19 protein-coding genes are annotated in these 22,333 nt (G+C 70.3%); 6 read left to right on the top strand and 13 right to left on the bottom strand.

Translation table 11 applies throughout. The features are described 5' to 3' along the window. Positions 1 to 4 precede the first annotated feature (4 nt). A complete protein-coding gene (locus MKL11_RS32410; RefSeq protein ID WP_243951394.1) occupies positions 5 to 2,362 on the bottom strand; it encodes a TonB-dependent receptor in 2,358 nt (785 codons plus the stop codon). A 680-nt stretch (positions 2,363 to 3,042) separates the two neighbouring features. Between MKL11_RS32410 and paoA the strand changes: the two genes are divergently transcribed. From paoA to MKL11_RS32390, 4 genes are all read left to right on the top strand, one after another. Beyond that, a complete protein-coding gene (gene paoA, locus MKL11_RS32405) occupies positions 3,043 to 3,588 on the top strand; it encodes an aldehyde dehydrogenase iron-sulfur subunit PaoA (RefSeq protein ID WP_243951391.1) in 546 nt (181 codons plus the stop codon). Next, positions 3,585 to 4,535, top strand: a complete 951-nt coding sequence (locus MKL11_RS32400; protein ID WP_243951389.1) for an FAD binding domain-containing protein — start codon at positions 3,585 to 3,587, stop codon at positions 4,533 to 4,535. Before paoA ends, MKL11_RS32400 begins: the two co-directional genes overlap by 4 nt. A 3-nt stretch (positions 4,536 to 4,538) precedes the next feature. Continuing rightward, complete coding sequence (gene paoC, locus MKL11_RS32395) at positions 4,539 to 6,758, top strand: aldehyde oxidoreductase molybdenum-binding subunit PaoC (protein ID WP_243951387.1); 2,220 nt, start codon at positions 4,539 to 4,541, stop codon at positions 6,756 to 6,758. A 308-nt stretch (positions 6,759 to 7,066) separates the two neighbouring features. Next, on the top strand, positions 7,067 to 7,420 hold the full coding sequence (locus MKL11_RS32390) for a hypothetical protein (protein WP_243951385.1): 354 nt from the start codon (positions 7,067 to 7,069) through the stop codon (positions 7,418 to 7,420). 97 nt (positions 7,421 to 7,517) lie between these two features. Here the strand turns inward: MKL11_RS32390 and MKL11_RS32385 are convergent, their stop codons facing one another. The 3 genes from MKL11_RS32385 to MKL11_RS32375 form a co-directional block, all read right to left on the bottom strand. Further along, positions 7,518 to 7,952 (bottom strand): tautomerase family protein, encoded by a 435-nt coding sequence (locus tag MKL11_RS32385; RefSeq protein ID WP_243951383.1) that lies wholly within the window; start codon positions 7,950 to 7,952, stop codon positions 7,518 to 7,520. Positions 7,953 to 8,169: 217 nt separating this feature from the next. After that, a complete protein-coding gene (locus tag MKL11_RS32380; RefSeq protein WP_243951381.1) occupies positions 8,170 to 9,579 on the bottom strand; it encodes an amidase in 1,410 nt (469 codons plus the stop codon). Between the two features lie 142 nt (positions 9,580 to 9,721). Next, positions 9,722 to 10,405, bottom strand: a complete 684-nt coding sequence (locus tag MKL11_RS32375; RefSeq protein WP_243951379.1) for a type 1 glutamine amidotransferase domain-containing protein — start codon at positions 10,403 to 10,405, stop codon at positions 9,722 to 9,724. 209 nt (positions 10,406 to 10,614) lie between these two features. Here MKL11_RS32375 and MKL11_RS32370 point away from each other — a divergent pair, with 209 nt between their 5' ends. After that, complete coding sequence (locus tag MKL11_RS32370) at positions 10,615 to 10,815, top strand: hypothetical protein (protein WP_243951377.1); 201 nt, start codon at positions 10,615 to 10,617, stop codon at positions 10,813 to 10,815. A 62-nt stretch (positions 10,816 to 10,877) separates the two neighbouring features. Here MKL11_RS32370 and MKL11_RS32365 read toward each other — a convergent pair whose 3' ends face one another. From MKL11_RS32365 to pobA, 7 genes are all read right to left on the bottom strand, one after another. Then, complete coding sequence (locus MKL11_RS32365) at positions 10,878 to 11,480, bottom strand: TetR/AcrR family transcriptional regulator (protein WP_243951376.1); 603 nt, start codon at positions 11,478 to 11,480, stop codon at positions 10,878 to 10,880. Between the two features lie 164 nt (positions 11,481 to 11,644). Further along, on the bottom strand, positions 11,645 to 12,838 hold the full coding sequence (gene pcaD / locus MKL11_RS32360) for a 3-oxoadipate enol-lactonase (RefSeq protein ID WP_243951373.1): 1,194 nt from the start codon (positions 12,836 to 12,838) through the stop codon (positions 11,645 to 11,647). Continuing rightward, a complete protein-coding gene (locus MKL11_RS32355; RefSeq protein ID WP_243951371.1) occupies positions 12,829 to 14,208 on the bottom strand; it encodes a lyase family protein in 1,380 nt (459 codons plus the stop codon). Before MKL11_RS32355 ends, pcaD begins: the two co-directional genes overlap by 10 nt. Then, positions 14,205 to 14,918, bottom strand: coding sequence for a protocatechuate 3,4-dioxygenase subunit alpha (gene pcaG / locus MKL11_RS32350; protein ID WP_243951369.1), 714 nt, complete (start codon positions 14,916 to 14,918; stop codon positions 14,205 to 14,207). The genes MKL11_RS32355 and pcaG overlap by 4 nt, the downstream gene beginning before the upstream one ends. A 1-nt stretch (position 14,919) precedes the next feature. Beyond that, complete coding sequence (gene pcaH, locus MKL11_RS32345; RefSeq protein ID WP_243951367.1) at positions 14,920 to 15,627, bottom strand: protocatechuate 3,4-dioxygenase subunit beta; 708 nt, start codon at positions 15,625 to 15,627, stop codon at positions 14,920 to 14,922. 43 nt (positions 15,628 to 15,670) lie between these two features. Continuing rightward, positions 15,671 to 17,041, bottom strand: a complete 1,371-nt coding sequence (locus MKL11_RS32340) for an MFS transporter (RefSeq protein ID WP_243951364.1) — start codon at positions 17,039 to 17,041, stop codon at positions 15,671 to 15,673. Continuing rightward, positions 17,038 to 18,249, bottom strand: coding sequence for a 4-hydroxybenzoate 3-monooxygenase (gene pobA, locus MKL11_RS32335; protein WP_243951362.1), 1,212 nt, complete (start codon positions 18,247 to 18,249; stop codon positions 17,038 to 17,040). Before pobA ends, MKL11_RS32340 begins: the two co-directional genes overlap by 4 nt. A gap of 134 nt (positions 18,250 to 18,383) precedes the next feature. Here pobA and MKL11_RS32330 point away from each other — a divergent pair, with 134 nt between their 5' ends. Next, complete coding sequence (locus tag MKL11_RS32330) at positions 18,384 to 19,247, top strand: helix-turn-helix domain-containing protein (protein ID WP_243951359.1); 864 nt, start codon at positions 18,384 to 18,386, stop codon at positions 19,245 to 19,247. 23 nt (positions 19,248 to 19,270) lie between these two features. On the opposite strand, the gene MKL11_RS32325 is transcribed toward MKL11_RS32330, so the two are convergent. Next, complete coding sequence (locus MKL11_RS32325; protein WP_243951357.1) at positions 19,271 to 20,374, bottom strand: ABC transporter ATP-binding protein; 1,104 nt, start codon at positions 20,372 to 20,374, stop codon at positions 19,271 to 19,273. After that, positions 20,371 to 22,314: a glycoside hydrolase family 127 protein gene (locus tag MKL11_RS32320; protein ID WP_243951355.1), complete on the bottom strand. Its 1,944-nt coding sequence runs from the start codon at positions 22,312 to 22,314 to the stop codon at positions 20,371 to 20,373. The genes MKL11_RS32325 and MKL11_RS32320 overlap by 4 nt, the downstream gene beginning before the upstream one ends. Positions 22,315 to 22,333: the final 19 nt, after the last annotated feature.

Below are 22,333 nucleotides of genomic sequence, written 5' to 3'. Positions count from 1 at the left end.
ATGGCTAGAAATCCAGGCTGAGGCTGGCGACGACCGAGAATGGCGCGCCGAGATAGAAATTCGGCGTGCCGGCGGAAGAAATCTGGATGCCGGTGCTGTTGCCGGGGTTGATGTACAGGTACTGGCTGTTGAGGATGTTGGTCAGGTTGAGCTTGAACTCGCCGTCCTGCGCCCCCGGGATCGCGTCGAGGAAGGCCGTGCCCTTGAGCTTGTAGCCGAGGCCGAGATCGACCGTGGTGTAGCCCGGCAGGCGGATGTCGTTGGTCAGCGTGGCGAACACGGAACTCGTCCATTTCGCCCGGGCGAAGCCGTAGAGCAGCCCATCCTCGTACATGAGCGTCGCGTTGGTGATGTATTTCGGCGCGTTGAAGTACTGCTTTCCCTTGGTCGGAAGGATTTTGTTGGTGTCTTCGACCTTGAGATTCATGTCGAGGGTGTCGTCATTGACCGCTTGCGAGACCAAGACACTCCAGCCTTCGTAGGGCTTGGTGCCGACCTCGATTTCAGTGCCAATCGCTGTGGTGCTACCAATATTCGTGTACTTGCTGCTCAACAGGTCACCATTCTTGATCGTGACCGCGATCCGGTCGCTGTACTTGATCAGGAACGCGGTCGCATTGAGGTTCAGGAGATCGCCCTTGTAGCGATAGCCCGTGTCGAAGCTGAGCGAGCGCTCGGGCTTGAGTTCGTCGATCGTGACCAAGTTGGTGGTGTTGTTCACACGACCGCCGTCGGCGAGATTCGGTGGCACGCGCGCGCCCATGGACGCGTTGAAGAAGACTTGGTTCGTCTCGTCGAGATCGTAGCGCACGCCGAACGACGGCAGGAAGAAGGCGTAGTTCCGCTTCACCTTGTAATCGAGATAGGAGTCGGGCGTGGCACTGCTCCCGGCCGGGAGGTTGTGAAACAAGCGGGAATAGATCCGCTCCCGACCGGACAGATCGATATGCAATCTGTCGTCGAACAGCGCGATGCTGTCGGATAGCGACAGAGCGGTGTTGTAATAATCCGTCGTCCAATCGCGGTTGGTCACGATGCGACCGTCGTAGTCCTTCAGCAGATGGGACTGGAAGAAGATGTCGGGGATTGTGTTCGTCGCGGGATCGATCTGTTCGAACGGACGCAACTGGTGCTGATGGGTGTATTCCGCCCAGAGGCCGCCGCTGATGGTATGATCGCCGAACCGACCTGTCAGCGTCGCGGTGTTTCCAACCCGGTCGAAATTGCTCTGGCTCATCTGAACCAGCAAAGCATTGGTGTTCCGCGTGCCGTAGGCCGTGAAGGCGCCGATTGGGTTGGTAAGGAACTTGTTTTTATAACCCTCTTCCTTCAGAATCGCCTCGCTCGTGCTTCCAGATTCCTGGTGAAGATAGTAAGGTGTTACCTTCAGGTCGATCGTATCGGTCAACGGGAAGTTGCCGTCGATGGCGGCGTAGGCGTGGCGGCCTGGCTCCCACTGGTAGGGACCATAGCCCATATTGGCCGGCGTGTAGGGCACGGCGGCATTGGCTTGGGCGAACACGGCTTTTGAACCGGCAAGGGTCGCCGGCGGCACCGTCAGCCAGCCGTTCCGATAGCCGAAGGCGGAATATTGCGCCCTCGTCACAGTGCGAATGTTGGTATTCTCGAAATAATTGAAGAATGAATTGAAGCTCAGGCTAGCGCCGCCCTCGAGCTTCAGATCGAACCGGCTGTCGACATGGTGCCGATCGGCTGCGCCGGGACCGGTGAAATAATCGGACTGCGCGTGAGAATACGAGACGTAGCCCTTCAGAACGTCATCGTACATAAGTCCCGTATTTGCCCGTATGAAGCTCTTATAGTTATTGTATGACCCGAACGACTGCGAGACCGTGGTCTTCGGCGTGTCGGTCGGGACGCATTGCGACATCGAGACCTGACCGCCGACGGCCCCGTGCTGCGCGACGGCACCGGCGCTGGTCCCCTGGCTGACGTCGATCGAGCACAGGTTTTCCGAATCCGTGTAGACCTGCGGCGTGACCGCGAAGGTGCCGGGATCGTTGAGCGGCACGCCGTTGAGGGAGAGGCCGATCTGCGTGCTGTCGAAGCCGCGAATCGAGTAGCCGCCGCCGAACAGGCCGGAGGCGTCGCGCGAGTAGGAATTGACGCCGACGACCTTGCCGATCTGCTGCGCGACGTTCTGGGTGCCCGGCTGGCGGGCGATGTCCTCCTGCCGCAGGGTGGTGGCCGCGGACGTGCCGTTCTGCTCGGCCAGCAGCGGCGTGCCGCGATCGGCCCCGCCAGCCTGATTCGCTGCCGCCTCCACGGAGACCGTGCCGAGGTCGTTCATCGGCTGTGCAAGCGCGGGAATTTGGAGGGCTGCTAGGGCAACACTGCTCATGAGCAGGCGATTATGGAACGTTCTAATTTTCGCCATGGGAGATCCGTTGCTTGTCAATTCAGAGGCTCAGTAAATCAGCATCGGTCCACCGCGTTCGCGCGGGGCAAGTCGGCGATGATATCCAAGCGCCTATTAGAACGTTCTAAGATAAGCATGTCAAACGTGTCGGTTTTGCGACATGCTCTGCGAGAAGTACGACACATATACATATACGATGTTTATTATTATGACGGTTTGTCTGCGAGTTCCATCGATTGCATTACCCTACTGATCAAAATTCATTCTCGTTCAACATAATATCGACGACCGGTGCCGTCATGATTTCCGCCATGCACCGGGTGACCGCAGCGTGCTTTACGAAAGCCTGTGGTCACCCGGTCCGTATGCCGGTCGATACATTCTGCCGGCGCCACGGCTGTCGGCGGGAGCGCCCGTCCGGCCGACCGAGCCCGATGCGGCGACCGGCAAACGCGCCGCGTCCATGAGCTGCGCTCATAGCCCCAGGCCGATTTGACCCACTCATCCCCGGGCGTCGGCGCGATACCTTGGAGCGTATCCAAGGTGCTCGTGTCGCCCTGGGCATTCCGCTATCGATGGAGGGGCCCCGGCCCGCCATCTCCCGCAACAGGTTCGGAGACCATGATGGGACGACTTGGATGGGACGACCTGGAGACCGCGATATGAGTCGACGTGACAGGGTCGCCGACGCGCCGGTGATGGCGAAGGTCGGCCTGACCGTGAACGGGCAGCGGCGCGAGCTCGACCTCGACATCCGCACCAGCCTGCTCGATGCCGCGCGCGAGCACCTGCACCTGACCGGCTCCAAGAAGGGCTGCGACCACGGCCAGTGCGGCGCCTGCACGATGATCGTCGATGGCCGGCGCATCAATGCCTGCCTGACCCTCGCCGTGATGCACCAGGGGTCAGAGATCACCACCATCGAGGGACTGGGGCAGCCGGACAACCTGCATCCGATGCAGGCGGCCTTCGTCAAGCATGACGGCTACCAGTGCGGCTACTGCACGCCGGGCCAGATCTGCTCCGGCGTCGCCGTCCTGGCCGAGATCGAGGCCGGCATCCCCAGCCACGTCACAGCCGACCTCAACGCGCCGATTGAGGTGAGCGCGGCCGAGATCCGCGAGCGCATGAGCGGCAACATCTGCCGCTGCGGCGCCTATTCCAACATCGTCGAGGCGATGACCGCGGTCGCCGGGAGGCAGGCATGAGGTCCTTCACCTACGAGCGCCCGGGCACGCCCGCCGAGGCCGCCGCCGCGGTCGCCCGCACGCCGGAGGCGAAGTTCATCGCCGGCGGGACCAATCTCCTCGACCTGATGAAGCTGCAGATCGAGACCCCCGCCCACCTCGTCGACGTGAACGGGCTCGGTCTCGACCGAATCGAGGCGACGCCGGAGGGCGGCCTGCGCATCGGTGCGCTGGTGCGCAACACCGACTTGGCCGCCGATGCCCGCGTCCGGAAGGATTACGGGGTGCTGTCGCGCGCCCTGCTCGCGGGCGCCTCGGGCCAGCTGCGCAACAAGGCGACGACGGCCGGCAACCTGCTTCAGCGGACCCGCTGCCCGTATTTCTACGACACCGCCCAGGCCTGCAACAAGCGCCGTCCCGGCAGCGGCTGCTCGGCCCTCGACGGGGTCAGCCGGCAACTCGCGGTCATCGGCGGCAGCGACGCCTGCATCGCCACGCATCCGGGCGACATGGCCGTGGCGATGCGCGTCCTCGACGCCACCGTCGAGACCGTCGACGCCGAGGGCACCGCGCGCAGGATCCCGATCGCGGAATTCCACCGCCTGCCCGGCGACGAGCCCGAGATCGACACGACGCTCAAGATCGGCGAGCTCATCACCGCGGTGACGCTGCCCAGGCCGGTGGCCGGCACGCATATCTACCGCAAGGTCCGGGACCGGGCCTCCTACGCCTACGCCCTGGTCTCGGTGGCGGCCATCCTCGGCAAGGACGGAACCGGGCACGTGGCCTTCGGCGGGGTGGCGCACAAACCCTGGCGGGTGGAGGCGGCGGAGGCCGATCTGCCGCGCGGCGCCAAGGCGGTGACCGAGACGGTCTTCGCCGGGGCCAAGCCCACCCACGAGAATGCCTACAAGCTGAAGCTCGCCGAGCGGACCCTCGGTGCGGCGCTGAACCAAGCGAGGGCCTGAGCCATGAAGTTCGACACCCCCGCCGGCCAGAACCCCATCGACCAGCTCAAGGTCGTGGGCAAGCCGACCGACCGGATCGACGGCAAGTACAAGACCACCGGCACCGCGCCCTACGCCTACGAGCGCCACGACGTCGTGCCGAACCAGGCCTACGGCTACGTGCTCGGCTCCGGCATCAGCAAGGGCCGCGTCCGTGCGATCCACGTCGAGGACGCGAAGCGCGCCCCCGGCGTGCTGGCCGTCGTGACCACCCTGGAGACCCCGCGGCTCGAGCGCGGCACGATGAACACCGCCTACCTGTTCGGCGGCGACGCGATCCAGCACTACCATCAGGCCATCGCGGTGGTGGTGGCCGAGACCTTCGAGCAGGCCCGGGCGGCCGCCTTCCTGGTCGAGGTCGACTACGCCGCCGAGGCCGGCAAGTTCGACCTCGCGGCCGAGGCGAAGGGCGCGCCGCCGGTCCCGAGCGACAGCGGCGAGGGCAGCGGCGGCGACGGCGAGGAGCGGGTCGGCGACTTCGAGGGCGCCTTCGCGCAGGCGCCGGTCACCCTCGACGAGACCTACACCACCGCCGACGAGAGCCACGCGATGATGGAGCCCCACGCCACGGTGGCGGCCTGGGACGGCGACAAGCTCACGCTCTGGACCTCGAACCAGATGATCGCCTGGGGCCACGGCAGCATCGCCAAGATCCTGGGGATCCCCAAGGCGAACGTCCGGATCGATTCGCCCTACGTGGGTGGCGGTTTCGGCGGCAAGCTGTTCGTGCGCGCCGATGCGGTTCTCGCCGCGCTCGGCGCCAAGGCGGCCGGGCGTCCGGTGAAGGTGGCGCTGACCCGCCCGCTGATCGCCAACAACACCACGCACCGGCCCGCCACCATCCAGCGCGTGCGCATCGGTGCGACCCAGGACGGCACGATCACGGCCATCGCGCACGAGAGCACCTCCGGGAACCTCCCCGACGGCGATCCGGAGACGGCGGTGAGCCAGACCAAGCTCCTGTATGCCGGCGCCAACCGCCTGACCGCGATGAAGCTCGCCCATCTCGACCTGCCCGAGGGCAATGCGATGCGCGCGCCCGGAGAAGCGCCCGGCCTGATGGTACTCGAAGTCGCCATGGACGAGATGGCCGAGAAGCTGGGGCTCGACCCGGTCGCGTTCCGGATCCGCAACGACACCCAGGTCGATCCGCAGGCGCCGGAGCGCCCGTTCTCCCACCGCGACCTCGTCGGATGCCTCCGGCTCGGCGCGGACACGTTCGGCTGGGCCAAGCGCAACCCGCGGCCCGGCCAGGTCCGGGACGGCCAGTGGCTCGTCGGCCTCGGGATGGCCGCCGCCTTCCGCAACAACATGGTCCTGAAATCCGGCGCGCGGGTACGCCTGGACGGGTCCGGCACCGTGACGGTCGAGACCGACATGACCGATGTCGGCACGGGCAGCTACACCATCATCGCCCAGACCGCCGCCGAGATGATGGGCCTGCCCCTCGACAAGATCGTGGTGCGGCTCGGCGACTCGGACTTCCCGGTCTCCTCGGGATCGGGCGGGCAGTTCGGCGCCAACTCGTCGACGGCCGGCGTCTACGCCGCCTGCGTGAAGCTCCGGGAGGCGGTGGCGCAGCGGCTCGGCATCAACTCCGCCGACGCCGTGTTCGCCGACGGGGCGGTGCGTGCCGGGAACCGTGCGGTGCCCCTCGGCGAGGCCGCCGCCCAGGGCGCCCTGTCCGCCGAGGACACGATCGAGTTCGGCGACCTTGCCAAGAAGCAGCAGCAATCGACCTTCGGCGCCCACTTCGTCGAGGTCGGGGTCGATGCGGATACGGCCGAGATCCGGGTGCGGCGCATGCTGGCGGTCTGCGCGGCCGGGCGGATCCTCAACCCGAAATCGGCCCGCAGCCAGGTCATCGGCGGCATGACCATGGGCACCGGCGCGGCCCTGATGGAGGAACTCGCCGTCGACACGAAGCGCGGCTTCTTCGCCAACCACGACCTCGCCGGCTACGAGGTGCCGGTCCATGCCGACATCCCGCACCAGGAGGTGATCTTCCTCGACGAGGTCGATCCGATGTCCTCGCCGATGAAGGCCAAGGGCGTGGGCGAGCTCGGCATCTGCGGCGTCGGCGCGGCGGTGGCGAACGCGGTCTACAACGCCACCGGCATCCGCGTGCGGGACTATCCGCTCACCCTGGACAAGTTCCTCGAACGCATGCCGGACGCGGCTTGAGCGGGACCGGATGACCGGTCGGCTCCGTAGCCGACGCGTCGCCGCTCGGAGGGGAGGGGTCGCCGCCTTGCGGGGCGACCCCTTTTCCTTTCATGGCCTTCCCAGCCCGATCTTCGGCCGCGATCGAGCGAACTATCGCCTGCGCGCCAAAACGCAGGCCTGCCCGGCATTTCGTGTTGCGCTGCAACATAAGCCGGATCGGGCGGTTGAACACGCGCTACCTTCGCATCGCCGCGTGAGGGACTGCATCGGGTCGAACGCTCGCCGAGCGGAACCGCGATGCTGCCACCGCGCCGAAAGTCCTTGCGATGCGCCTCGAAATCACCCTTGCGACCCTGGCCCTCGCGCTGGTGCCGCTTCCGGCGCTGGCCTCCTCCTGCGCCGAGCAGATCGCGACCATCGAGCGCCGTCTCGACAGCCCCGGCGCCGTCCAGGTCGGCGGCCTTCAGGCGGGCCACACGCTCAGCACCGGCTCGCCGCGGGGCGTGACCGCCGCCCGCCTCGACGCCCCGAGCGATCCCGCCACGATCTCGACGGCCGATCACATGGCTGTCGCCAAGACCCTCATCCTGCGTGCGGCCGACGAGGACCGGCACGGCGACAAGCGCGCCTGCGAGAACACCATGAGCCAGGCCAAGGGCATGATCGGCGCCCTGCCGTAGGCGCCGGGCGACGGGCCGGAGCGGGCTTTTGAGCCCGCTTCTCGCGCCTTGACGCGGGGGACGCGGCCGGGCGGCACCGGCCCTCCGCCTCTTCGGATCAGGCCGCCTGCCTGAGCTTCTCACGCAACGCGCTGGGCAGCGCGGCGAGCCACTGCTCCTCCTCGCCCGGCTCGGGCAGGACGTGGCCGAATTCCAGGACGCTTAGCGCCGGGATGTCCGAGATGTAGACCCACACGTCCTGCTCGGAGATGCCGAGGATCCCGCTCGTCTCCGCCATGATGCGCCGGAGCATCCTGGCCTTCTGCTCCCGGGTCCGGCCCGCCCGGATGTCGGCGCGCACCCAGACGTGATCGGGGGAAGCCGGCTCGCCGCCGATGAAGATCGACCCGGGCTCGACCCGGTTGAAGATGATCTGCACGAAGTAGCGCGGCGCGGTCGCCTCCACCGCATGGATGGCGGTGATGCTCGCCACGATCCCGGCGCGCTGTTCGGCCGTGAGGTCCTTCGCGGTCGAGATGGCATAGGTCGGCATCGGCGTTCTCCCTGTCCTCGGGCGCTCGGCGTGACGGCCGCTGCGCCTCATACGTCCAAGCCGGCGATCAGCCTCCGCGAGGCCCACCGACCTGCGGAACCAAGATTGGAGCGGCCCGCACCGTTCCATGCCGGGCTGACACCGGCTCCGGCATCCCCGCATCGACTCGACGCGCTCGCTCGCCGCCGAACTGGTACCCACCTCGGCAGCGAGTGCTCTAAAGGCTCGGATGCAGGTCGCGGACGGGGCTCAGCGTCTCGAGCAGCGCGGCGACCTGCAGGATCGTCGACTCGGCCTGCCAGCCGGCCACGACCTGGACGTTGATCGGCAGTCCGTCGCCGCTCGTCCCGAACCGCATCGACAGGCCGGGCAGGCCGGTGACGTTGAGCGGCACGGTCGCGCCCTGGAGGTAGGTGGCGTCGACGGTTTGGCCGTTGATGACGAAGCTGGTGACGCCGTGCTTGTGCGCCGGGATCGGCAGGACCGGCGTGATCAGCGCGTCGTAGCGCCGGAAATAGTCGGCGTAGCCGTCCCGCAGCCGCTCCGCCGCCTGCTCGGCCGCGATGTAGTCCTCCATCGACGTGTCGGGGAGCGCCAGCATGGTCCTGGCCATCGTGTAGAGCTCGTCCCGGCTCCGCCCGGCGGTCGCCTCCCGGAAGGCCGGCTTCATCTCCATGACGTGGAGCTTGTTGAACACGTCGAGGGCGAAGTCGCGCTCCAGCGCCGGGATGCGCACCGCCTCCACGGTGCAGCCCGCGCCCTTGAGGGCCTCGGCCGCCGCCTGGACGGTCGCGGCGACCTCGGGATCGATCGGGCCGAAGCCGGGCTCGACCAGCCAGCCCACCCGCAGCGGCCGGGCGGCCGCAGAGCCCAGACCGGCATCGCCCATGACGGTGCGGGACGCGTAGCCGTCCTCGCCATCGGGGCCTGACAGGAGCGAGAAGGCCAAGGCCAAGTCCCGGATCGAGCGCGCCATCGGGCCGACATGCCAGAACCGCCGCGGTGCCCGGGGCCAGATCCCCGTCATCGGCACCCGGCCGTGGGTCGCCTTCAGCGCGACGATGCCGGTCTGCGCGGCCGGCCCCCGGACCGAGATGGCGAGATCGGTGCCGAGGCCGAGCGGCGACATCCCCGCCGCGATGGCCGCCGACTCGCCCCCGCTCGACCCGCCGGGCGTGCGTTCCAGGTCCCACGGGTTGTTCGACCGGCCGCTGAGCAGGTTGTCGCTCTCGATCCAGTAGGAGAATTCCGGCAGGTTGGTCTTGGCCAGCAGGATCGCCCCGGCCGCCTTCAGGCGGGCGACGCTCGTGGCGTCCGCCTCGGGGATGCGGCCCTTGAAGATCGGCGATCCGCGCTGGGTCAACACACCTGCCGTGTCGATGGAATCCTTCACGGTGAACGGCACCCCGTGCAGGGGGCCGAGCTCACCGCCGGCCAGGACCGTGGCTTCGGCCGCGCGGGCGGCGTCGAGTGCCCCCTCCGCCACGGTGACGATGGCGTTGACCTTGGGGTCGACCGCCGCGATGCGGTCGAGATGCGCCTGCACGACCTCCACCGGCGAGACCTGGCGGGTGCGGATCAGTTCGGCGAGTCGGGTCGCGTCCGAGAAGATCATGTCGGTGGCCATGGGTCGGTGTCCTTCACGATGAATGCCGGAGGGCAGGAAGCCGCCGGGTCGAACCGGGCGTCCGTCGGGCCGGCGGCCCGGGGGCGGCCCCCGACCGCGCGGCTGCCCGGTCGGAGGTGTTCAGGGACGGATGACGGTGCGGTCAGCCGTTCGCGAGATGCGCGAGGAGACGCTCGGCGGCGGGCCCGGACGAGGCCGGGTTCTGGCCGGTGATCAGCAGGCCGTCGGCCACCACGTGCGGCGCCCAGTCGGCCGCCTTGGAGAACCGGCCGCCGTTCCGCCGAAGCGCGTCCTCGACCAGGAAGGGCACCACCTGGGTGAGGCCCACGGCCTCCTCCTCGGTGTTCGCGAAGCCGGTGACGGACTTGTCCTGGACGAGCGGCGTCCCGTCGGGGGACTTCGCGTGGCGCAGGACGCCGGGGGCATGGCAGACCAGGGCGACCGGCTTGCCGGCCCCGAGCGTCGTCTCGATCAGCGTGATCGAGACAGGGTCCTCGGCGAGGTCCCAGAGCGGACCATGCCCGCCCGGATAGAACACGGCGTCGAACGTCTCGTGGGTGACGGCATCGAGCCTGGTCGTGTTCGCCAGCGCCGATACGGCTTCCCCGTCCGCCTCGAACCGGCGCGTCGCGTCGGTCTGGGAATCCGGCTCGCTGCTCTTCGGGTCCAGCGGCGGCCGGCCGCCCAGGGGCGAGGCGAGCACGATCTCCGCGCCGGCATCCTTGAACACGTAATAGGGCGCGGCGAGCTCCTCCAGCCAGAAGCCGGTCTTCCGGCCCGTGTCGCCGAGCCGGTCGTGGGAGGTCAGCACCATCAGGATCTTCATCGTCGCTCTCCGTGGTTCTTCGGAATGATCGGGTTGGGCGTACCGGCGTCGGATCGGTCGACCGGTCCGCGCGGATATCAGGTGGTGTGCGGAAGGCGTGGCGGCGTCACCGCGCCTTCGCCGGGCGCTCCGCGCTCTGCGCGCGTGCCGGCCTCGTCGTCGCCGGCTGAACCTCCGGGTCCGCGCGTCTGACCGCGTCGAGCCTGGCCATGCGGACGGCGCCGATGGACTCGAGGGTGATCCTCTCCTGCGCCGAGGCGGCGGGGATCCCGAGCGGGGCCGACCCCAACCCGGTGAGAAGGATGCAGGGGAGGGCAAACATTATCCTGCTGTACGGCATGAGCTTTCTCCTTCTGGGTTTCCGGTCGCTTGCCCGTCCGGGCAAGGTGCCGTCGATCGGTCTTGAGTAGACCAGTCGTCTCAGGTTCGGGCACAGGCCCGCATGGTCCGGCTGCCTCGGTCTTCCCTCGGGTCAGCGTGAGGAAAGGCCGAGGATCTGCCGGGTCGTCGCGATCGCGGCTTCGAACGGTGCGTCGGTCCGCACGATCTTCGCCATCAGGCTCGCGCCGAGCCAGACGTGATAGAGCGTCTCGGCGGTCTCATGCGGCTCGCCCGCGACCGTGAGCGAGCCCTCCGCGGCACCCGCTTCGATCGCCCGCGCCAGCCGCTCGATGATCCCGGCGGTCCCGCCCTTGAGGGCGAGGCGCATGGTTTCGGAGAGGTCCGAGACCTCAGCGGCGAGCTTCACCGCCAGGCACTTGCGCTGGTAGTCGACGCTGCCTTGCGTCGCCTGCCATTTCCGCCAATAGTTCATCAGCCGTTCGGCATGGCTCAGGCCCGGTTCGGCCAGGGTCGTATCGAGATCGGCGAGATAGCTCTCGAAGTAATCGTCGAGCAGCGCCTCGCCAAAAGCCTCCTTCGAGCCGAAATAGTGGTAGAACGACCCTTTCGGTACCTTGGCCGAAGCCAGGATCTCGTTGAGCCCCACCCCGGAAAACCCCTTCGCGCCCACCAGGCCGTAGGCGGTGTCGAGGATCTCCTGCCGGGTGTCGGTATGTGCGTTGGGGCGTGGCATGACGCTGAGATAGGCCAGATTAGACCGGTCGTCTAGTGGATGGCCGCATATTTTTGCCCGGTGATCCGAAACGGACCGCCGGCACCCCTGATAACCGGCGCGGTCCGCGTCAGCCGGATCGATCCGCGTCGGCGTGGACGTCCGGCCGCCCGGGCCCATGCCTCTCAGGTCGTCGGGACCCCGGACGCATCGGCTCCCAGCGTGTCCCGCACCCAGCGGAACGCACCGTTGGCGGCCGGTACGCCGGCGTAGATCGCGATCTGCAGGAGCAGCGCCTGCAATTCCTCCGGATCGACGCCGTTGGCGAGCGCGGGGCGGAGATGGAGCTTGAACTCCTCCTCGTGCCCCAGGGCCACCATCAGCGCCAGGGTCACGAGCGAGCGCGTCTTCCACGGCAGACGCGGGTCGCCCCAGACCTCGCCCCACGCGGTCCGGGTGATGAAATCCTGCCACGGCCCGGCGAAGGCGCCCGCGCTGGCGCGCGCGCGCTCGACATGCGCCTCGCCGAGGACGGCCTTGCGGTTGGCGAGGCCGGTCTCGAATGGCATCGCGCCGGTCGGAGCGGCCGCTCCGCGATGGCGGTCGAGGAAGCCCAGGAGATGGGCCGCGGCCGCCTCCGGGTGCTCGACCGCGAGCAGGTGCGCGGCCCGCGGAATCAGCACCAGTTCCGCTTGCGGGATGCCTGCACAGATCTCTTCGGCCATCGCGGGCGGCGTCGCCGGGTCGTCCCGCCCGGCGATCACCAGCGTCGGCGCCGTGATCCGGCCGAGCATCGGCCGCAGGTCCATCCGGCCGATCGCCCCGCAGGCGACCGCGTAGCCGGCCCGGCCGCAGGCCGCGAACGCCTCCCGGATCGGCCCCACCACCGTCGGCGCCCGCTCGGCGAAGCCCGGCGTGAACCAGCGCCCGAGCGTCGCGTCGACGATCGCCGCCGTGCCCTGCGCCCGCACCGTGGCGGCCCGTTCGTTCCAGCTCGCCTCGCTCGGCATGTAGGCCGCGGTCGCCATCAGGGTCAGGCTCGCGACCCGGTCCGGCGCTGCGGCGGCCAGAGCCTGCACCGTCATGCCGCCGAGCGAGAGACCGACGAGGTGGGCCCGGCCGATGCCGAGCCCGTCGAGCAGGCCCAGAAGGTCGCCGGCGAGGTCGGCGATCTCGGCCGGCGCATCGCGGGTGGCCGAGGCGCCGTGGCCGCGTGTGTCGTAGCGCAGCACCCGGTAGCGCCCGCGCAAGCGAGCGGCCACGCCGTCCCACATCGCCCGGGTCGTGCCGAGCGAGTTCGAGAACGCGACCACCGGCGCGCCGCTCGGGCCGGTGAGGTCGTAGGCGATGTCGAGGCCGTTGACGGGGATCAGGGGCATGTCGGCTCCGGGGTCGAAGGGGTGAGGCGGGCGGCGAGCCGGTCGAGCTGCGCCACCGCCCGGTCGGTCGCCGCGGCGGCGGCGGCGACCGGGCGCGCGATGTCGAAGGCGCGGTCGAGGGCGACGCCGTTGGTCTCCGGCATCCCGGCCAGGACGCTGCGCAGGTCCCGGCCGGTGTCGCGGACCTCGCCGGCCGCGCGCTCGACCAGGGCGTGGGCCGCCCCGGCGCCGAGCGTCCGGGCGCAGGCCGCCGCCGCCGCGTCGGCGAAGAGCAGGCCGCGGGTGAGGTCGAGGTTGGCGGCCATGCGGTCCGGCGCGATCACCAGGCCCTCGGCGAGACCGCGCGCTTCGCGCAGCGCGCCCGAGGCGAGGCCGAAGAGCTGCGGCAGGGCGTGCCATTCGGCGTGCCAGGGGCCGGCGGCGCGCTCGTGGGCGCTCGCCATCGCGTCGAGCAGCGTGGCCGCATGGCCCTTTCCGGCGCCGAAGGCGGCGAGGATCACCGTGGCCGAGACCGGGTTGCGCTTGTGCGGCATCGCCGAGGAGCCGCCCCGGCCCGGCACGTAGGGCTCGGCCACCTCTCCGACCTCGGTCGAGGCGAGGTGGACGACGTCGCCTGCGACTTTCGCCAGGCTGCCGAGCAGCCGCGCCAGCCAGGCGCCGGCCTCGGCGATGCGGGCGCGGCGGCTGTGCCAGGCCACGGTTTCCGGCGTGAGGCCGAGATGCCCGGCGTAGGACAGAGCCACGGCCTCCGCCTGCGCGCCGAGGCCCGCCAGCGTGCCGACCGGGCCGCCGAGCGAGGCGGTCAGCAGGCGTCCGCGCAGCTCCGGCAAGAGTGCGGAAACCTCGGCGAGGCCGAGCGCCCAGGTCGCCGCCTTGTAGCCGAAGCTGATCGGCGCCGCGTGCTGGCCGTAGGTGCGGCCGGCACAGGGCGTCGCGCGATGCGCAGCCGCCATCCGCCGCAGGCCGGCGAGCACCGCGGCGCTCTCGGCCGCGATCAGGTCGAGGCCGTCGCGCATCTGCAGGACCAGGGCGGTGTCGGCGATGTCCTGGGTCGTGGCGCCCTTGTGGAAGCCCGATTCCAGATCCGCCGGCAGAAGCTTGCGCACCGCCGACACGAAGGGGATCACCGGCACGCCCGCGAGCGCGGTGCCGGCGCCGAGCGCGTCCAGGTCGAGGGCCGCGGGCGTGATCGCGTCGAGGGCGTCGGCGAGCGCGGCCGGAACGAGGCCCGCCTCCGCTTCGGCGCGCGCCAGGGCCGCCTCGGCCCGCAGCATGGCGGCGAGGCGCGCGGCGTCCGAGAACGCGGCGCGCATCGCCGCGGTGGCGAAGAGGGGTCCGAGCAGGCTGGAATCGAGGGCGGAGAAGGTCATAGCGCGAAGAACACGGTCTCGCCCTCGCCGCTCAGGACGATATCGAACCGGTAGGTCGGCGGATCCGCGCCGATGCGGGGCGCGATCAGGGTGTGCCGGCGCGCCTCGGGGACGCGGGCGAGGATCGGATCCTCTTCATTCCCGTCGGCATCGGCGAAGTAGACGCGCGTGACGAGCCGCTTGATCAGGCCGCGCCCGAACACGCCGACGGCGATGTGCGGCGCCTGCCAGCGGTTGCCGCCGACCTGGATCGGCACCGGGCCGGGCTTGACCGTGAGGAACCGGAAGCTGCCCTCGGCGCTGACCGCCGCCCGGCCGAACCCGATGAATCCGGGGTCGAGCGCGACGTCTTCGCGGTCGTCGGCCGCCCCGTGATAGCGCCCGGCGGCGTTGGCGCCCCAGATCTCGATCATCGCGTCGGGGACCGGCCGGCCTTCGCCGTCGCGCACCGTACCGACGAGCGCGATGGTCTTGCCCCGCACCGGCCCGCGCGGCGGCGCAAGATGGAGGACGTCGTGCTCCTCCGGGAACAGGTCGGTGCGCGCGCCGATGTCGCTGCCGCCGACGAGATCGGCACCGCCCTTCCAGGGCAGGCCGTAATGGAAGAACGGGCCGACCGTCTGCCAGGGCGTCTGGCCGAACAGGGCCGGATCCTGGTTGTCGGGCCGCGGGTCCGGGTTGCGGGGCAGGCCGATGGCATCGTCGGTCATCTCAGGGCTCCCAGGGCGTCGCGTCGCGCCCGCGCAGGACGATGTCGAAGACGTAGCCGAGGGCGTGGTTCGGCGCGGTCGTGTCGATGTCGAACCGCGCCACCAGCCGGTTCCGGTAGGGCCGCGGCACGGCGTTGGCGATCGGATCGATCTCGATGAGCGGGTCGTCGGGGAAGTAGAGCTGGGTCACCAGACGGGTCGCGAAGGCGGGGCCGAGCAGCGACAGGTGGATATGGGCCGGCCGCCAGGCGTTGCGATGATTGCCCCACGGATAGGCGCCGGGCCGGATCGTGGTGAAGCGGTAGCGGCCCTGCGCGTCCGTGACCACGCGGCCCGTGCCGGTGAAGTTCGGATCGAGGGGGGCGTTCCACTGGTCGTTGCGGTGGATGTAGCGCCCGGCGGCGTTGGCCTGCCAGATCTCCACGACGGTGTCGGGCACCGGCCGGGCATCCTCGTCGAGCACCCGGCCGGAGACGATGATCCGCTGCCCGATCGCCTCGCCGGAACCGCGCGCGTGGCGGGTGAGGTCGGCGAGCGCCGGCCCCATCAGCGCCTCCCAGGTGCCGGCCGGCCCGGTGATCTCCGTCAGCGTCTGCGGCACGCGCACCAGCGGCTGGCGCGGGCTGCGCAGGGCCGTCGAGCGATAGGGCGGGAACAGCGAGGGCGGCTGGCCCGGATCCTCGGCTCTGTAGGGTCTGGCATCCGGCATGAGAATCCTCCTGTCCGGCGGGTGGCGACGAGGGGCGGGTCTGTCAGTGGCCGAGCGCTTCGGCCGGCGCGGTGGGCACTTGGCTTGGGCGACCGCCGGCGAGGCGCTTGACGACGATGGCCAGGGTGGCGAGCACGGCCGGGATCGCCACGACCGCGAAGGTCGCGCTCAGGCTCCAGTCGGATAAGCCCCCGACGAGGAAGGAGCCGGCGATGCCGCCGAAGCGGCCGAGCCCCAGCATCCAGGCCACGCCGGTGGCCCGTCCCCGGGTCGGGTAGAACGCCGCCGCGAGGGCGGGGAGCGAGGATTGCGCCATGTTCATCAGGGTGCCGGCGACCAGCACCGCCGGGATCAGCAGGGCGAGATGCCCGACCGCCTGCCCGATCAGCGCCACCGCGATCGCGGTCAGCGCGAAGGTCGTCGCGACCACGAGGTCGGCGTCGAGCCGATCCATCAGCGCCCCCAGCAGGACGGCGCCGACGCCGCCGAGCGGGAACAGGGCCGCGATCAGCGCCGCCGAGCGCGGATCGAGGCCGGTCTCGCGGAACAGGATCGGCATCCAGTTGACCAGGGCGTAGAAGATCGTGAGGCCGCAGAAATAGGTGATCCACAGCATCACCGAGCCGAGGCCGTAGGCCGGCGACAGGACGAGGCGCAGGCCGCCCGGCCCGTCCGGGGCGGCTCCGCCGGGTGTCGCCTCGCCCAGGGTGTAGCGGCCGGCGGGGGCGACGCCGGGCACGACCCGCCGCAGGATCGCCGCGACGCGCTCCGCCGGCGCCCCGCGGGCCACGAGGTGGCGGATCGATTCCGGCAGGAGCGTGCCGAGCAGCAGGGCCAGCACCAGGGGCGCGACGCCGCCCAGGACCAGGACGCTGCGCCAGCCGAAGGCTGGGATCATCCAGGCGGCCAGGAAGCCGCCGAACGCCGCCCCGAGCGGGAAGCCGGAGAACATCAGGTTGATCAGCAGCGCCCGGCGGCGGCCCGGGACGTACTCGCTGGTCAGGGTCACGGCGTTCGGCATCGCCGCCCCGAGGCCGAGGCCGGTCAGGAACCGCAGGATGCACAGCCACGTGATGTCCGCCGCGGCAGCGGAGGCGAGGCAGGCGGCCCCGAGTTCCGCGACGGCGGCGACCAGGACGGCCTTGCGGCCGTAGCGGTCGGCGACGGGGCCGGCCGAGAGTGCCCCCAGCGCGAGGCCGAACAGGGCGGCGCTGAGCACCGGCGCCAGCGCGCCCCGCGGCACGCCCCACTCGGCCATGAGCGAGGGCGCCACGTAGCCGATCGCGGCGGTGTCGAACCCGTCGAGCAGCACGATCAGGAAGCACAGGCCGAAGGTCAGGCGTTGCAGGCCCGAGATCGGGCTCGCATCGATCAGGGCCGGCACGTCGGTGGCCGGTGACGTGTCGCGGATCATGCGCGCGCCTCCGTCGAGGGCCGTCCGGCGGCCGGATCGAGCGGCAGGCCGATATAGTTCTCGGCCAGCGCCGTCTGGGCCGCGCGCGAGGTCCGCAGATAGGCGAATTCGGCCACCTGCATGCGGCGGTCGAAGCCGGTCGCCTCGGGGAAGCGATGGGTCAGCCCGGTGAACCACCAGGAGAAGCGCTCGGCCTTCCAGACTCGGGCCAGCGCCCGCGCCGAGTAGCCGTCGAGGCCGGACTGGTCATTCCGGACGAAGAAATCCTCCAGGGCCTCGGCGAGCATGAGCACGTCCGACACGGCGAGGTTCATGCCCTTCGCGCCGGTGGGCGGCACGCTATGGGCGGCGTCGCCCGCCAGGAACAGGCGGCCGTGCCGCATCGGCTCGCCGACGAAACTGCGCAGCGGCGCGATGCTCTTCTCGAAGGCCGGCCCGCGCACGACGCCCGCGGCGATCTCGGGCCCGAGGCGCAGGCACAGCTCGTCCCAGAAGCGATCGTCCGGCCAGTCCTCGATCCGTTCGTCGATCCCGCACTGGATGTAGTAGCGGCTGCGCGTGGGCGAGCGCATGCTGGACAACGCGAAGCCGTTGGCATGGCTGGCATAGATCAGCTCGGGGGCCGCCGGCGGCACCTCGGCCAGGATGCCGAGCCAGCCGAACGGATAGACCCGCTCGAAGGTTTTTCGGACGGCCTCGGGGACGAAGTGCCGGCAGATCCCATGCGAGCCGTCGCAGCCGGCCACGACATCGCAGGCGAGATGTTGGACGCCGGCGGCGGTCCGGTAGCTGACGGACGGGGACGCGCCGTCGATGTCGTGCAGGCGCACGTCCTCCGCCCCGAAGACGATCGGCATCCCGTGCGTCTCGGCCGCGTCGAACAGATCGCGCATCACCTCCTGCTGGCCGTAGATCGTGACGGCACCGCCGCCGGTGAGGTCGGCCATGTCGATGCGAACGATCCCCCCGTCCATGGCGAGGTTCGTGCCGGTATGCACCAGGCCCTCGGCGCGCAGACGCCGGTCGAGACCGAGCCGGGCGAGCGCCGCGACGGTGCCCTGTTCCAGCACCCCGGCCCGGACGCGGCCCTCGACGTAGTCGCGCGTCCGGCGCTCGATCACCACGCTCTCGATGCCCGCCGCGCGCAAGAGATGCGCGAGCACGAGGCCCGCCGGCCCGGCGCCGACGATCGCCACCTGCGTTCGCATGGTTCCTCCCGATTCGTGCCGATCTCTTGCGGATCGGTCTCCGGCGCCATCTTGCCGGGGCGGGCGGGCCGTGTGGATGGAGACGCGCGCGATTCCCTTGTACTTTCCTGCCGATTCCCGCGTCCGCCGCACCGATGCCGAGACCCCTCGTCCCGCACTATGTCCTCTACGGCGAGCCGCCCCGGGCGATCGACGATCGCTTCCTGCACGTCGAAGACCTGGACGATCGCAGCCGGCCGGCGGCCTGGCGGATCACGCCGCACGCCCATGCCGACCTGCACCAGGTGTTCCTGATCCGGCACGGGCATGGAACCGTGACCGCCGAGGGGGAGGCGACCGCCTTCGCGGCGCCCTGCGCGCTGATCATCCCGGCCCGCGTCGTGCACGGCCTCGTCTACGAGACGGTCAGCGCCGGCCGGGTCGTCTCCGTCTCGGACACGTTCCTGCACGCGCTGACGCGCGAGGAGCCCGCCCTGTCGGACCTGTTCGATTCGGTGCGAAGCCTCGCGCTGCCGCTGCCGAGCCGTCTCGACGCGGCGATCGAGGCGCTCTGGGCCGAGCAATCCAGGGCGGCACCGGCCCGGAGCGCGGCCGTGGCGGCCCGCCTGACGCTGCTCCTGATCGAGATGGCGCTGCTGATGCACGACGCCGGCGCGGGCGCGCCGACGCAGCTCGCCGCCCAGACGCGGATCGTCGCCCGCTTCCGCAGGGAGGTCGAGAACAGCTTCCGGACCGGCATCGACCTCGGGACCTATTGCGATCGGCTCGGCACGACGCCGGGCCGCCTGCGCGCGGCCTGCCGGGCGGTCGCCGAGACCACGCCGGGCCAGCTCATCGCCGACCGGATCGTCCTCGAAGCCAAGCGCGGCCTGCGTTACTCGACCCTGCCGGTCTCGGAGATCGCCTACGCGCTGGGGTTCCGGGACCCGGCCTATTTCTCACGGTTCTTCGCCCGCGCGGTCGGCATGACACCCTCGGCCTTCCGCAGCGCCGCATGAGCTCGCGGCCGGGGAGGCCGCCCCTATCGGAGCCGCGTCCCGGCTTGATCGAACAGCCGCATGTCGGCCGGGTCGGCGGTCACGGCCAGCCGGGTGCCGGCGACCGGGGTCGAGCCGCGCAGGCCCTCGATCACCAGGGGGATGTCGCCCGCGACCTTGCCGTAGAGCCAGGTCGTGCCCCCGAGGAACTCGGTGACCTCGATGGTGAACGGCAAGGACGGCTCGCCGCTGCGCGCCGGGCGGAGATGTTCCGGGCGGATGCCGAGCTGGATCGCGGGCCCGTCCGGCGGCGCGCTCGCCAAAGGCGGGGCGGCCAGGACATGGCCGCCGATCTCGACCCCGCCCGCGACCCGGCGCGCCGGCAGGACGTTCATCTTCGGGCTGCCGATGAAGCCGGCGACGAAGAGGTTGTCCGGGTCGTCGTAGAGCCTGGCCGGCGCGCCGACCTGCTCGATGCGGCCGGCGCGCAGCACCACGATCGTGTCGGCCAGCGTCATCGCCTCCGTCTGGTCGTGGGTGACGTAGATCATGGTGTTGCCGAGCTTCCTGTGAAGCCGGGCGATCTCGATGCGCATCTCGACGCGCAACTCCGCGTCGAGGTTGGACAGCGGCTCGTCGAACAGGAACACGTCCGGGTCGCGCACGATGGCGCGGCCGATGGCGACGCGCTGGCGCTGGCCGCCGGAGAGCTGCCCGGGCCGCCGGTCGAGGAGCGGGGTCAGGTGCAGGATGTCGGCCGCCGCGTGGATCGTGGCCGCGATCTCGGCCGCCGGCCGGCCCGCCATCTTCAGGCCGAAGCCCATGTTCCCGGCGACGCTCATATGCGGGTAGAGCGCGTAGCTCTGGAACACCATGGCGATGCCGCGCCGCGACGGGTCGAGATCGGTGACGTCGCGGCCGCCGATGGTGATCGCCCCCGCGCTCACCTCCTCGAGGCCGGCGATGAGCCGCAGAAGCGTGGACTTGCCGCAGCCGGACGGGCCGACGAACACCACGAATTCCCCGCCGGCGATCGACAGGTCGATGCCGTGCAGCACGTCCACCGAGCCGAAGGATTTTGTCACGCCCCGGAGGTCGAGGCCGGCGGCCCGGGAGGCCGCTTTGACGATCGGCGAGACGGCGTTCATCGCGCATCCTCCTGCCGCACCCAGACCAGCATCTCGCCTTCGGCCCGGTTGTCCCAGGCGTAGTAGGGAACCGCGCGCACCGGCGCGTCCCGCCGGGCGGGTGCTTCCGGGGCGTAGAGGGGCGCGGCGTCCGATGCCGCCTCGCGCGCGGCGTCCGCGACCAGCACGGTGGCGCCGCCGAGATCCTCGGCCGCCTCGCAGCGGAACCGGCTGCCGGCCTTCAGCACCACGGCGTTCAGGAAGGCGCCGTTATCGGCCTCCTCCAGGCAGTAGACCAGCGGCCCGCGCTGCAGGGCGACGCGGCCCTGGTTGGCCCCCACCCGCGGATGGGCGTGGAGCCGCTCCACCGGCATAGCGATGTCGAGCTCCACCCGGTCGCCGGCACGCCACCGGCGGCGCAGGCGCAGATAGCCGTCGCGGTCATGGGCGGCGACATCCACGGGCTCGCCGTTCACCGAGGCGGCGACCTGCGGCGACCAGCCCGGGAGGCGCAGCGACAGCGTCCAGTCCGCCTCCCGGTCCGGCTCGACCGTCAGGACCACGCGGCCCTCGAACGGATAGCGGGTCTCCTGCCGGATGCGGATCTTCGCGCCGGCGGCGTCCAGGTCGGCGACGCTCTCGCAATAGAGATGGACCGCGATCTCGTCCTCGGCCTCGCCGTAGGCGTAGGTGCCGACCGAGGCGACGAGCCGGGCGATGTTGGGCGGGCAGCACGGGCAGCGGTGCCAGGTCCAGCGATGGTGGCCGCCCCGGCTCTCCAGCGGGTTGTCGTAGAAGAAGCGCGTTCCGTCGAGGGACAGGCCGACGAGGGCGCCGTTGTAGAGCGCCCGCTCCATGACGTCGCCGTAGCGGCGGTCCGGGCCGAGCCCGAGCATGCGATTCGCCCAGAACACCAGCGCCACCGCCGCGCAGGTCTCCGCATAGGCGGTCTCGTTCGGCAGGTCGTAGTCGAAGGTCAGGCCCTCGTTATGGGCGGAGGGGCCGAATCCGCCGGTGACGTAGAGGTTCTTCTCGGTCAGGTGGGCCCACAGCGCTTCGAGCGCGGGCCTCAGGCTGTCGTCGCCGAACTCGGTCGAGACGTCCGCCATGCCGGAATAGAGATAGGCGGCGCGCACCGCGTGGCCGACGACTTGGCGCTGCCGGCGCACCGTCTCGTGGCTCTGCGAGTATTCGTGGCTGCCGAAATGGTAGTCCTTCGGGTCGCTGCCGCGTGCCTGCGCCTCCAGGTCGAAGAAATGGGGCGTGGCGCCCCGCTCGTCCACGAAGAAGCGGGCGAGGTCGAGATAGCGCTGCACGCCGGTCGCCCGGCCGAGCTTGATCAGGGCGAGCTCGATCTCGGGATGGCCGCAATAGCCGCGCTTCTGGCCCTCCTTCGGGCCGAACACCGCGGCGATGTGGTCGGCGTAGCGCGCCAGGATGTCGAGGAAGCGCCGCTTGCCGGTGGCCTGGTAATACGCGACCGCGCCCTCGATCAGATGGCCGGCATCGTACAATTCGTGGCAGTCGCGCAGGTTGGTCCAGCGCTTGCCCGGCTCGATCCGCTGATACCAGGAATTGAGGTAGCCGTCCGCGTCCTGAAGCCGCCCGTAGGCCTCGATCACCGCGTCGATCCGGGCTTCGAGGGCGGGATCGGGCTTGCGGAACAGGGCATAGGCCGCCGTCTCGATGCTCTTGCCGAAGTCGGAATCCCAGAACATCTGGGTCGTGACGGTGTCGTTGCCGGCCTGATACGGGATCTTCAGCCCCGGGTTCGGGCGCTCGGGATCGACCTGGTCGAGCATGCCGGCATCGATGCAGCGGTCGAGCAGGGTGTGGGCGGTGGTCGCCGCGATCGTGTCGATGCGCGGGCCGAAGAAGCCCGCGACGCGGACCTTCTGGATGGCCGGGGGCCGGAATTTCGCCTTCGGGCGGGCGGCGACGGGCGGGACGTGCTGGTTCATGGAGTGGCCCTCGGATTCG

It is taken from the genome of Methylobacterium sp. J-077, assembly GCF_022829365.1.
GTDB lineage: Bacteria > Pseudomonadota > Alphaproteobacteria > Rhizobiales > Beijerinckiaceae > Methylobacterium.
The sequence above is the reverse complement of the archived record's forward strand: the minus strand, read 5'-3'. Positions and strand labels throughout refer to the sequence as shown.